Genomic DNA, 12,797 nt, shown 5'->3' on the forward strand with positions numbered 1-12,797 from the left:
ACGGCTTTAATTTATAATTTAAAGGTTTTTTAACTTATTGTCCTTTTACTTTATTTTTAAATTTATCAAACTTACCCAGTTTCTTATTCTGAGGCCAGCTATTGTTTGAAGTATCTATATCTGCTGTTTCCTGGTTAGGATCCACCAGAATCTTAGCAATTGCTTTCTCTGAAGCTATGGCTCTTTTAACCGCTGCATCATTCTTTCTCCAAATTTCTGCAGGATACGTTACTGTTTCTGAAGTTCCGTCTTCATAGGTATACTCTACTATTAAAGGCATCACTAAACCTCCAGGTTTTTCGAAAGTAATTTCATAGAAATACTTCGGTTCTTTAATCATTTCTCTCTCCTGAACTGAAAAATTATCTATTAAGTATTCTTTTAATGTTTTCGCATTATCTATAATGTTACCATTCTTCTTAATAGCCTCATATTCCTCACTTCCTTCTTCTACCATAAATACTAATTGACCAAAGTCTTCAACCTTAGCTCCTCTGGCAGCAGCAAAATCCTTTGCTCTTTGGTTTGGCTCTTTAGAAACTACGAATTTCTTCACTTCTTTTACACCGATATCGGTGTAATCTGTTGTATAAAACCATCCTCTCCAGAACCAATCTAAATCTACTGCAGACGCATCTTCCATTGTTCTAAAGAAATCTTCTGGTGTAGGATGCTTAAACATCCATCTCTGAGAATATGTTCTAAATGAATAGTCAAAAAGATCTCTACCCATTACAGTTTCTCTAAGAATATTTAATCCAGTAGCCGGTTTGGAGTATGCATTAGAACCGAATTGATGGATATTATTAGATTGTGACATAATAGGTGAAATAAAACTCTGATCACCACTCATATAAGGCACAATTTTAGGCGCAGGACCTCTTCTTGATGGGTATTTTTTTAAAGGTTTGATCGCATCAGGATACCACTCTCCGAAATCTTGTTCAGCTACATACTGTACAAATGTATTAAGACCTTCATCCATCCAAGTCCATTGACGTTCATCACTATTAACGATCATTGGGAAAAAATTGTGTCCTACTTCGTGAATAATCACACTCATCATTCCAAATTTTGTACGATCACTAAATTTTCCTTTTTCATCAGGTCTTCCATAATTCCAGCAAATCATTGGATATTCCATACCTTGATTCTTAGCGTGCACAGAGATCGCTTTATGGTAAGGATAATCAAATGTCATTCTACTGTACGATTTTAAAGTACTCGCTACGGCTTTAGTTGACCAATCTTCCCATAAAGGGTTTCCTTCTTTCGGATACATAGAAACAGCCATGACATCTTTTCCACCGATCTTAACCGCCATCATATCCCAAATAAATCTTCTAGATGTTGCAAATCCAAAATCACGAACATTTTTAGCACTTAATTTCCAAGTTTTTTTGCTTTCAGAAAATGTTTTTTCTTTTGCTTCAGCTTCTTTCTGGGTAACTATAAGTACAGGGTTATCATATGATTTTTTCGCTTTATCATAACGATTCATCATTTCTTTAGTAAATACTTCTTTTCTATTTACCAATACCCCGGTTCCATCTAAGATATGATCCGAAGGAACTGTAATATTTACATCAAAATCTCCAAATGGAAGTGCGAATTCTCCTCTACCCCAAAATTGATGATTCTGCCAACCTTCTACATCATTATAAACTGCCATCCTTGGATAAAACTGTGCAATTACATATGCTCTATTACCATCTTCAAACTCTTCATAACCTGATCTACCTCTACCATTAACGTGATCATTGATGTTATACCACCAATCTATTGAGAATACAAATTTCCCGCCAGCCGCTAAGTCTTTCGGCATCTCCACGCGCATCATTGTCCTATTAATCGTGTATTGTAAAGGTTTACCTGAAGCGTCTTTAACTGCTGTGATATTAAATCCACCATCAAAAGGTTGCCCCAGATATTTACCAACAAATCCATTTGGAGCATCTGCCATATCTACGCCTCCTGGTTGAATTAATGGAGATTTAGATTCTCTAGATCTCATATTTTGATCCAACTGTACCCATAAAAATTCTAAATTATCAGGAGAATTGTTGGTATATGTTATAGTTTCTTTACCAGTAAGCTTTTTGTTTTTATCATCAAGCTCAATATCCATTTTATAGTCTGCCTGTTGTTGATAATATGCAGACCCAGGAGCTCCGGAAGCAGTTCTGTACATATTAGGAGTTGCAAACTCATCATACATCTGCTTAAATTTGTTCTGATTTGTATGCCCCAACTCGCGAGTTTGTTCGCTTTCATTTTTATTTTGCGCATACAATCCTGTGGCAGAAACAAAAAAAGTAACTGAAAGGATAAAAAGTATTTTTTTCATTAGAGTGTAATTGTGTTAAGTAATAAATCGCAAAATAGTTGTTTTTTAAAAGTTTAATGATTTATTCACTAAACTTTAACATGCCTTTATCCTTTTCTTTTTCAAGGATAAGGCTTTTACGTTTTTTTCCTTTTTTCACGTGTACAATATTCTGTTGTTCATCAAAAAAGCCCATCAAAACTTGATTAGAAATCGTTATTATTTCTAATGAAGGAACATTCTCTACTTCTAAATAACATAGCACAAGATCATTATCATATTCTTTTCCGATATAATTAAAAAACACTTCTTGACCATTAACAGTAATGGATAATTTTTGGTTTAAATATGTGCTCAAATATTGATCTACCTTAGCTTCTTGTTTTTCTGAAACTAATTCTATGTTTTCATCATATCGCTTCCTAAACACTTCCTCAATATCATCGATAAAAATTCTTGAGATTATTTGCAGTGACTTTTCTTCTTTATTGTATTCTATTTGAGTAACACTGACATAAAATTTATGAATCACCGCAAAAGAGCTTAGAAAAACCAGAAGTATAGGTAGAATGAATAGTAATTTCTTCAATGTATTATAATTTAAGAGATGGTAAATGTACTATTTTGACATAAAATATTGTGCCAAAAGCACCTTATTATCTAAAAAGGATTGTTTATTAATCAATTTCTTTATGTGTTCTGTAAAGTTTCGCTTTTTCTTGAAAGAACTCTAGCAACGATAATTTTTTTGTATTCTCTAATAAGTTTTCGAAATACTCATCTTCTGCACAATAGTAAATAAAATCAGAGATTAACGTTTCTGGTATTCCCAAATCCTTTGTAAAAAAAACTATTCCAAATGAGGCTTCCCCCTTTTGAATCAGTCTATCTAAATCTTGAAGGGCTTTTATCTTTTTTAGTTTTTTTAATGTCCCATTTAAATAGTTGAGCGGTCGATCAATAATACCTGATTTTGCAGTATAGATTTTTCTTTCTATTTGTGTTGGCTGTTTTATATCTCTGAATGGCAAGCCTAAACTTTTATTATTTACAAAAGGTTTAATTTCTATATGCTTTGTATCCTTATCTATATTTCCTGAAAGATTTATATTACTCACATTTACTTCTTCAAGCTTACGAATAACTGGATTCAACTTTACTTGAAAATTGTCATTTTCCAAGTCGTCACCCTTAACTAAAATGGAAATCACCTCATATTGAACTGAAGAAAAAATTATCGAATCATTAACAGCTGCTGGTATTTCGAAATTACCTCTCTGATCATTTGTGGCTCCTATTTTCTTAGTATAATTCACAATATTAATTGCAAAACCTTCCAAAGAGTCCGCTATAACAATACCTTTTAGTTTTTGAGATTGACCAAAAGCATTTACTAAAAAGAAAAAATAAAACAAAACTGGTAATCCTCTAGCCATATACTGAATTAGTTTTATGACTAAAATCAAAAGGAAAACTTTATACCATTAGTTTTATTTAGATAAATGAATTCTTGGGACTTCGTCACATCACCACAAAAGACGAAGAGAAACCAAAAATGTTGCGATTTCAATACCCAAATTTATTTACGCCCCTTATATTCTTTGCTTTGTGAAACCAGAAATTCTATCAAATTAAGTTCATTTCCTTCTTCTAGATATGATTTATTAAGCCCGTTTTCTTCTGCAAAAAATATAAAATCATTAATCTGATCCATTTCTAAGGCTAAATTTGTTTTAAAAAATTCATCATTATATATATTTCGAACTTGAACATCTATATCCATTGGCTTTTTACTATCCTTTTTATCTTTATCCTGAAAAACAACCTTAAAGAGATTGACAAAATTAAGTCCATAAATCATCCTATCCTCTAAAAACACTTTGTTCTCTAATTCAGAAAGTTCATCTGCTGTCCAATCGTAATCCGTATCGTTAATCCTAGCAGATGTTAATTTAGCAACTTCATCAATTCCGCTATCCTCTACACCAATTTTTTTTACATCAATGGAGACATTTCCTAACAAATCATAAGGTGTTACGATTACTTCGTCCAAAAGATTTACAGATTCATTTAAGAAAATATTCAACCTTTTATTATCTAAAACTCCTTTATCAATCAACACCACGAATTTCTGATATTGCATAGCTATAATCTCTATTTTATCGTTGGCACCAACACTGATTCTAAAATCACCTTTATTATCAGTAATAGTTCCTTTTTTAGTAGTAAGATTATATACAACTACCCCTTCTACATCATCCCCTATTGGCGCACTAATGCGTCCATCAATCATAACTCTAGAGGTAATCTGTGCAAAGGAAAAACTAAGTGCACAGCATATAAAAAGTAAGGATAATTTCATTTTCATAGTAAGCTGAATTAAATTTGTTTTTATTGAAGATACTACATTTTTTCAATATGCTGAGAAGATTTCTTTATAAGAAAACGTTAAACTACCTTTACTAAAAAAACAACTTCATGCAAAACTGTTTAATAGCCAGCACCTCTACTATTCACGGAAGTGGTCCATTAGAGTATTTATCTGAAGCTTTAATTGAGCTTTTTACTAATTCTGATGAAATACTATTTATTCCTTATGCTCGCCCTGGAGGAATTTCTCTTGATGAATATACTATTGGTGTTAATAATATTTTTAAGAAAATAAATAAAAAAATACTTGGTATACATATGTTTTCTAATACTGTAGAAGCTTTTAAAAACACACAAGGTATTTTTACGGGTGGAGGAAATACATTTCTTCTGGTGGATCAATTATACCGAAATAACGTATTAGAACCTCTTAAAAAAGCAATAAATTCTGGAGTACCCTATTTAGGGACCAGTGCTGGTAGCAATATATGTGGGCTGACTATGCAAACTACGAATGATATGCCTATTGTGCACCCATCTAGTCTTAAAACTTTAGGAATTATACCTTTTAATATAAACGCACACTATCTGGATCCCGATCCCAATTCTACACATAAAGGTGAAACCAGAGAAACACGTATCAAAGAGTTTCATACGATAAACCCACAACCCGTAGTTGGACTTAGAGAAGGAAGTTGGTTAAGAATTCATGAAAATGATATTACCTTAAAAGGTGATCTATCCGCTAGGGTTTTTGAACAAAATAAAAGTCCTTCTGAAATAACACCAGGTAGTTCTTTATCAGCATTAAACTAATTGATGTATGCAATACCAGAAAATTCTTGATACGATTAAATCTGAAACATTAGCAAAGTCTACCACAGGAAAAGTAGCTACTTATATTCCCGAATTGGCTAAAATTGATCCTAATAAATTCGGAATGCACTTATACTGCATCAACTCCGGTCATTATGGTTTTGGTAATGAGAACGAGCGTTTTTCTATCCAAAGTATCTCTAAAGTATTATCATTAACACTAGGAATGTCCTTATTAGATGATGAATTATTTAAGCGGGTTGATGTAGAACCATCTGGAGATCCATTTAACTCGCTAATTCAGTTAGAGTATGAAAATGGAATCCCAAGAAATCCTTTTATAAATGCAGGCGCATTGGTTATTGCAGATCTTCTTGTTTCTAATCTTAAAAATCCTCAACAAGAGTTCTTGAATTTTATACACAAAATTACAGGGGACAGCTCTATAAATATCAATCAAAAAGTTTTTGATTCTGAAAAGAAATATAGTCATCGTAATGCTGCTTTGCTAAACCTAATGAAATCTTTTGGTAACATAAAAAATGATATAGAAACCGTTTTAGACCTATATATTTATCAATGTTCCATTGAGATGTCTTGCAAAGAATTATCAACCGCCTTTATGATTTATGCTAATGCAGGAAAGACCTTATTTAATAATAATCAGATTATTTCTGGGAGAAAAATAAAACGTATCAATGCTATTATGCAGACTTGCGGTTTTTATGATGAAGCTGGAGAATTTAGTTTTAGAGTTGGTTTACCAGGAAAAAGTGGCGTAGGTGGAGGGATTGCAGCTATTCACCCAGGTCAATACACCGTAACTGTATGGAGTCCACCTCTTAATCCTAAAGGGAATTCTGAGTTAGGAATGTATGCCTTAGAAAGATTAACTACGTTAACGGGGTTTTCTATATTTTGAAAAAAACTTAGAAAACTGGAATTACTTTTAAATCTATCTTTAAAAAAACCTCACAAAAATACTGAAGAGGTTGTTCTTGAACATAGGAAATCTATTTTGAACCGGCAACATTCAGCTTGGAGAACTAACGCTCCGCCAACTGAATTACTGTTGCCTTTTTATTACACATATTAGATTTTTTTCTAAATGAATTCTAGACCAATAAAAAAATGATTTCTAACAATTACTAAGGCCAAGTATAAGTTAAAAAAATATTCAGTATTTTACTATCCAAAATGGTTTAATATTAAAAAATAGCACATAAAGCAGGTATGCAAAAAAAAATAATTGTAATCGCGTCTATTTTATTTATTGGATTAATAATAACTTATTCCAATCACTTTGATAATGGTTTTTACTTTGATGATGATCATACCATTATTTCTAATGTTCACATTACGGATATAAAAAATATTCCTGATTTCTTTGTAAATCCACAAATGTTCAGTTCTAGACCTGATCATTGGGGCCTAAGACCTATTATTACTACATCTTTAGCAATTGACTATTGGGTAGGTGGTGGTTTAAAACCATTTTATTTTCATCTTTCTACTTTCTTTTGGTATCTAACATTATGTATATTATTATTCTTTTTATGTAGAAAAATATTTCAAAAATCATTGGATCATAAATGGAATTCACTCATTGCTTTGCTTTCTGCATCATTATATGCATTTCATACGGTAAATGCAGAAACAATTAATTATATTATATCACGTTCAGATGTTTTGTCAACACTATGTATTACATCTTCTGTATCTATCTATATTATATATCCTAAACTCAGAAAGTGGTTTATTTATATTATACCAGCTATAATAGGAGTATTTGTTAAAGAAACTATGGCAGTGACACCTGTTTTATTGTTTTTTTATATCCTACTCTTTGAAAAAGAAACATCCATTCTCAAAGCTTTCAGAGTTAAAGAACTAAAAAACACATTGAGAATAATAGTTCATCTACTGCCGATGATCCTAATTATAATAGTATTTCAACTATACACATTATCAAAAGCTGGTGAATCGGGTTTTTCGAATCCACCTTTACAATATTTAATGACACAACCCTATGTCTGGGTTCACTATTTTATCTCATTCTTTCTGCCATTTAATTTAAGTGCCGATTCAGATTGGAAAGTAATTACTAATATATTTGATGATAGAATAATCATTGGGTTAATTTTTATTATAGGACTAGTAATAACCATTTTGAAGACTTCATCTAATAAAGAAACTAGGCCAATTTCTTTTGGGTTAATTTGGTTTTGTATTACATTACTGCCTACTTCTATTGCACCTTTAGCTGAAGTTATGAATGACCATAGAATGTTTCTTCCTTTTATTGGCTTGTCTTTAAGTCTAACCTATGGAATTAGTTTATACATAATTAATTACAGTAAGAAGAGAACGTTGAAAAAAGAACACAAAATAATCCTATCAACCTCCTTTTTTGTAATAATATTTCTGTTTGGATATGGAACTTATCAAAGAAATGAAATATGGAAAAGTTCAGAATCTTTATGGCATGATGTGACTTTAAAAAGCCCAACTAACGGAAGGGGGTTAATGAATTACGGTCTTACCCAAATGGAAAAAGGAAATTATCCAACAGCATTGGAGTATTATGAAAAAGCACTTAGATACTCTCCATATTACTCTCCTTTACACATTAACATGGGAGTTGTTCAGGGAGCACTGAATTCAACAGAAAAGGCAGAAGAATCTTTTAAAAAAGCTATTCAATATGACCCAAATAGCGATACTCCTTATTATTTTTATGCTCGATTTTTAACTAAGAAAAAAAGATATATCGATGCAAGAAAAATGGGAGAAAAGGCTAATGAAATTACTGTCTATAATTTAAATAATCAATATCTATTAATGGAAATATATGATAATCTCGGACTAAAAAACGAATTAAACAATATAGCAAAACATACATTAACTATTTCCAAGAATAACCCATTAGCATTGAAATATCTAAATAAAAAAAATACTGAAATTTCCGATATGAATAATGCCGAAATAGAAATTAAAAATAATCCAACTTCAGAAAAATATATCGATCTTAGCTTGAAATATTATAATATTGGTGAATATTTAAAATGTATAGCTTCCTGTAATAAAGCTATTGAATTAGATCCAAATAATTACGTTGCATACAATAATATATGTTCTGCTTACAATATACTAGAGGAATACCAAAAGGCTGAAGAAGCCTGCGAAAAAGCAATTTCTATAAATCCAAATTTTCAATTAGCTAGAAACAACTTAAAAGTAGCTAGAGCTCATACACAATAACAATCAGTATTTACTTCATCATAACTACTACCCCTGTTAGAATGATAACGGCTCCCACCGCTTGTTGCACGCTTAATTTTTCATTAAGAAAAAAGTAATTAGCGATTACAATAAAGATGAGTGATAATAATGTTATAAAAACAGTTATTGTAGTTGCAATGGGGGCTAAATTTGGATTTTTCAACAAACTATTATTTATTAAAACAAAAGTAATTCTTGCTAATACAGCGGAGGACATTGCTAAAATAAATTTCCAATTAGTTATTAAGGAAAAAAGTGTTTCGAACCTAAATAAATTACCACTTATTAGCGATCGATCTCCCAATAAGACAATGGAAACTGTAGTTGCTATGCAATAGATAAAAACAAGGAAAAAAGTGGTTAACATATTTTAAGTTTAGAAGTTTTTCTTATCAAAATTTTTTAAATTTCTTTTTCATCCTCCAACTCACATTCATACAAGTAATTGTCACAAAATCCATAAGTAAAGATTGTAAGAAAATAATTTATCCCTTTATCTATAACTCTTACAATCCACGATCTATCTTTTGGCATAAAAACTGGGCGGATTTTGGTGATTTTTATTTTATGATTTTTTAATAACACTTTCATGTTATTTGTAGAAAAGTAACACGTATGATATGCATTGTAGAACTCTCGCCCTAATAGAGTAAATACAAAGTTTAGATATGAAAATGGGTTTGGAGTTAACAAAATTACCTTTACATTTGGAGAATAGTATTTTCTAATACTATCAATCATCTTTCCAGGATTGTTGAGGTGTTCAATTAGATCTGGTATAACCAAAACATCTACTTTTTTCAATTGGTCAATATCCAAATCGAAAGTCTCGGGATTTTCTACATTTCCATATCTAATATTACTTACTTGATAATGTTTATCCAGATATTCCATAATATCCAAATTTATATCGATACCCACGCAATTGGCGCTATAATCTGTTAGTATTTTATGTAAATAAATATTTTTTTTAATCTTACTCCCTATAATATCTGTACTATCATCTATACAACCATAATGAATTATATTTTTGTTTTTCACATAATCCAAAAGAACTTCGGGTTTGGTATTTAATTTTTTTTCCAAAAAATTAAGTTTCTTCATCTCCATATTAATATCTTTTTTTTTAATTTAACTAGAGGTAAAATTATTCTTTGATAACTTTAATAAAATTTAAAGCCAAAATACTCCAATCAAACCCCTCTATAATTCGTGTTTTCACATTACTTGAAATATACTTTAAATAAGTAGGATCATTGTATAAATCATTAACAGCTTTAAAAATTTCTCTCTCATCCTCCTCAGATATTATAATTCCGTATTTTTTACTTAAAATAATTTCCTCTGTACCTCCCCTAGCTGTTGCAACTATTGCACATCCCATGGCTCCAGCCTCTAAAATCACAGTTGGCAAGCCCTCAGGATACATCGATGGATTAACTAAAATATCTGAACAACGAAATAAATTCATTAAATCATCATAATCCATTTTTCCCTCAAAAAATACTCGATCCGACTTTATTGCAAATTCAGAAACCATGGACTCAAGAGGACCTGATCCTGCCAAAAAAAAATAAACATTCCTATTTTTCTCTAATACTTTTTCGATAGCTTTTATAAGTACATGAATCCCTTTCTCTTGGATAAATCTACCCGCATAAGTAACTATAAGGGCAGTATTTGGGATTTGATATTCACTTTTTAAATTCTTTAGTTCTTTAATTTTATAATGAGCATCAATTCCGTTGTATAAAACTCCAGAAGCTGTTACATTAAAATGTAACAGCCAATTATTACAAGCCTTTGAAACACCATAAAACCTAGGCTTATACAGCTTAACAATATTCATTACAAAATGCTCCCATCTCCTTCCAAAAAAATCTAGAAGACTATTATTAACACTAAAATGACCTGTTCCATGTTCGATTACAATGGAACGTTTGCTCTTACTTTTTGCTATATGTAGCCCTAAAATTGATGTTAAGTAAAATCTAGTATTAATCACAAAAAAATCAATATCCTCCTTTTTGATATTTTTTAATATTTTAAAATATTTCTTATTAAATTTTAAAATAGGATATCTACCTCCTAAGCCCTTAAAAATTGGAAGTCTATAAATAATAACACCATTAAAGATCTCATAAGAATCATTATCATCAATATTGGTGGTTACAACTATAACTTTATAACCATAGTCTACTAATTTTTTGGATAATTCTAAAGTATAACGTTCCACACCACCTAAATCAGGATAAAAGCGTGCGTTTACAAAACATATCGTTTTAGAATCAATCATCTATCTATTTTTTCTAAGCGATGATAACTGTTCCGCTATTAATCCTAACAAAAAAATAAGTAAACCTGAAAGTATTAACGTACTGGCTCCAGTACTAATGCCCATTCCTTGAATAAAAATAAAAATACCCCAACCTAAACCAAATAAAAAACAGAAAACTGCTAATGGTAAGAAAATTTTTAGAGGGTTAAACAATATGATAATATTAATTATTTCTAAAACTGTTTCAAAAGCGGTTCTAAATCCAATTGTACTTTTTCCTCTCAAGCGATCTTTAATTTTTATAGAGCGTTCTAAAACATATCTTCTATTATTTATAAAAATAAGGGTTATAATATCACTATAAGCCATAGTATCTGGAGTAAGATTCAAATAACTTTTTGCTAATTTCGCATCATAAATTTTCATTCCAGAATTTATATCATAAATCGGAACTTTCATTAACAACTTCGCAATAAAACGGATGATACTCTTACCCATTCCGCGAATTAAAGAAGCAGAAACCTGTCCTTTTCTACTTCCCACTATCATATCAGCATCTGTTGTAATCATTTCATCCAACAAATAATCAACATCTGATAGGTAATGTTGCCCATCAGCGTCGATTGTAATTACATACTTTGTTGTCGTTTCTTTAACCCCTCTTTTTAGAGCGCCTCCATAACCTCTATTTACCTTGTTTGTTAAAACTTTTATATTAGAATGTTTTGATTCAAACACTTTTAGAATACCTGAAGAATTATCATTTGATCCATCATTGACGGCTATTACAAGATATCCTTTTTGATTACAATGATTTACAACTTCAGGTAAAAATATAGAAAGAGATTCTTCTTCATTGTATATTGGTATTACTACCGTTAATAAGGGATTCATAATGATATTTTTTTCAACACTATAAACTTACTAAATTAATTCTAAGAACAAATATCAAACACGAAAAATACGATTTAACGAAATTACTTTTTATATTGTCAATGTAAAATAACTAAGCAAATGAACGACCTAATTAATGAAATGAATCTCAATTTTAATGAGAATTTTTCAATTTTCAATTACATTTTAAATTTAAGTATTTGTAGCATTTTATTATTTCTTCTTAAAATTATTTACGTAAAATATGGAACAGTGCTATCTAATCGGATACAACTATCAAAAGTGCTTATTCTAGTTGGAGTCACCACCTTTATCATTATTTCTATTGTTAAGTCTTCTTTAGCCCTTTCGCTAGGATTGGTAGGCGCATTGTCTATTATTAGGTTTAGAACCGCTATTAAAGAACCAGAAGAGTTAGGATACTTTTTTATTGCTATTGCCCTTGGACTTGGGATGGGAGCAAATCAATTAATCCCCACGATCATTGGTTTTATAATACTTACTCTAGTAATCATTTTGCTAAGCAAGAATTCTTTAAATAATTCTATCTCACAAAACTTACTTATTCGGTTGCATTGCAAAAATGAAAACAAATCAGCATTAACCAACCAAATTAGTGAAGTGGTTACTAAAAATGCGAATCAGGTAGATGTAAAAAGAATTAATTATGCTAATGAAGAAATTAACTTTAATTTCTTCATTAATGTATCCTCATTAGAGGATATTAAAAATATTCATGATAACCTCACGAAAATTGACACAAGCATTGATGTTACATTCATTAGTTCCGAGATTTAGGAAAACAAAATTAACCGACAATGTTTAATAAAT

Annotated in this window: 12 protein-coding genes; 5 read left to right on the forward strand and 7 right to left on the reverse strand. The window is 30.5% G+C overall.

Going from position 1 to position 12,797, the window contains the following annotated elements:
* Nucleotides 1–34: 34 nt before the first annotated feature.
* The 4 genes from Q0921_RS06535 to Q0921_RS06550 all read right to left on the reverse strand — a co-directional run bounded on the left by Q0921_RS06535 (nucleotide 35) and on the right by Q0921_RS06550 (nucleotide 4,694).
* Nucleotides 35–2,347 carry a M1 family metallopeptidase gene (locus Q0921_RS06535; protein WP_299255121.1) on the reverse strand — a complete coding sequence of 771 codons (2,313 nt, stop codon included), beginning with the start codon at nucleotides 2,345–2,347 and terminating at the stop codon, nucleotides 35–37.
* Nucleotides 2,348–2,408: 61 nt separating this feature from the next.
* Nucleotides 2,409–2,915, reverse strand: coding sequence for a DUF6702 family protein (locus Q0921_RS06540; protein ID WP_299255123.1), 507 nt, complete (start codon nucleotides 2,913–2,915; stop codon nucleotides 2,409–2,411).
* 88 nt (nucleotides 2,916–3,003) lie between these two features.
* The gene (locus Q0921_RS06545; protein WP_299255125.1) at nucleotides 3,004–3,762 is read right to left on the reverse strand and encodes a hypothetical protein; all 759 of its coding nucleotides are present in this window, start codon (nucleotides 3,760–3,762) and stop codon (nucleotides 3,004–3,006) included.
* A 143-nt stretch (nucleotides 3,763–3,905) separates the two neighbouring features.
* Complete coding sequence (locus tag Q0921_RS06550; protein WP_299255128.1) at nucleotides 3,906–4,694, reverse strand: carboxypeptidase-like regulatory domain-containing protein; 789 nt, start codon at nucleotides 4,692–4,694, stop codon at nucleotides 3,906–3,908.
* A 110-nt stretch (nucleotides 4,695–4,804) separates the two neighbouring features.
* On the opposite strand from Q0921_RS06550, the gene pepE reads away from it, so the two are divergent.
* From pepE to Q0921_RS06570, 4 genes are all read left to right on the forward strand, one after another.
* Nucleotides 4,805–5,512 (forward strand): dipeptidase PepE, encoded by a 708-nt coding sequence (gene pepE / locus Q0921_RS06555; protein WP_299255130.1) that lies wholly within the window; start codon nucleotides 4,805–4,807, stop codon nucleotides 5,510–5,512.
* 7 nt (nucleotides 5,513–5,519) lie between these two features.
* A complete protein-coding gene (locus tag Q0921_RS06560) occupies nucleotides 5,520–6,434 on the forward strand; it encodes a glutaminase (protein WP_299255132.1) in 915 nt (304 codons plus the stop codon).
* Nucleotides 6,435–6,745: 311 nt separating this feature from the next.
* Nucleotides 6,746–8,773: a tetratricopeptide repeat protein gene (locus Q0921_RS06565; protein WP_299255134.1), complete on the forward strand. Its 2,028-nt coding sequence runs from the start codon at nucleotides 6,746–6,748 to the stop codon at nucleotides 8,771–8,773.
* Nucleotides 8,774–8,889: 116 nt separating this feature from the next.
* Nucleotides 8,890–9,132, forward strand: coding sequence for a hypothetical protein (locus tag Q0921_RS06570; protein ID WP_299255136.1), 243 nt, complete (start codon nucleotides 8,890–8,892; stop codon nucleotides 9,130–9,132).
* A 64-nt stretch (nucleotides 9,133–9,196) separates the two neighbouring features.
* Here Q0921_RS06570 and Q0921_RS06575 read toward each other — a convergent pair whose 3' ends face one another.
* The 3 genes from Q0921_RS06575 to Q0921_RS06585 are packed head-to-tail and all read right to left on the reverse strand — an operon-like array spanning nucleotide 9,197 to nucleotide 11,966.
* Nucleotides 9,197–9,904, reverse strand: coding sequence for a methyltransferase domain-containing protein (locus Q0921_RS06575; protein ID WP_299255138.1), 708 nt, complete (start codon nucleotides 9,902–9,904; stop codon nucleotides 9,197–9,199).
* A gap of 37 nt (nucleotides 9,905–9,941) precedes the next feature.
* Nucleotides 9,942–11,090 (reverse strand): glycosyltransferase family 4 protein, encoded by a 1,149-nt coding sequence (locus tag Q0921_RS06580; RefSeq protein ID WP_299255141.1) that lies wholly within the window; start codon nucleotides 11,088–11,090, stop codon nucleotides 9,942–9,944.
* Complete coding sequence (locus Q0921_RS06585) at nucleotides 11,091–11,966, reverse strand: glycosyltransferase family 2 protein (RefSeq protein WP_299255144.1); 876 nt, start codon at nucleotides 11,964–11,966, stop codon at nucleotides 11,091–11,093.
* 120 nt (nucleotides 11,967–12,086) lie between these two features.
* Here Q0921_RS06585 and Q0921_RS06590 point away from each other — a divergent pair, with 120 nt between their 5' ends.
* The gene (locus tag Q0921_RS06590) at nucleotides 12,087–12,764 is read left to right on the forward strand and encodes a DUF4956 domain-containing protein (protein ID WP_299255147.1); all 678 of its coding nucleotides are present in this window, start codon (nucleotides 12,087–12,089) and stop codon (nucleotides 12,762–12,764) included.
* Nucleotides 12,765–12,797 lie beyond the last annotated feature (33 nt).

Origin of the sequence: uncultured Aquimarina sp., from assembly GCF_947496855.1 — a bacterium.
Lineage (GTDB): Bacteria > Bacteroidota > Bacteroidia > Flavobacteriales > Flavobacteriaceae > Aquimarina.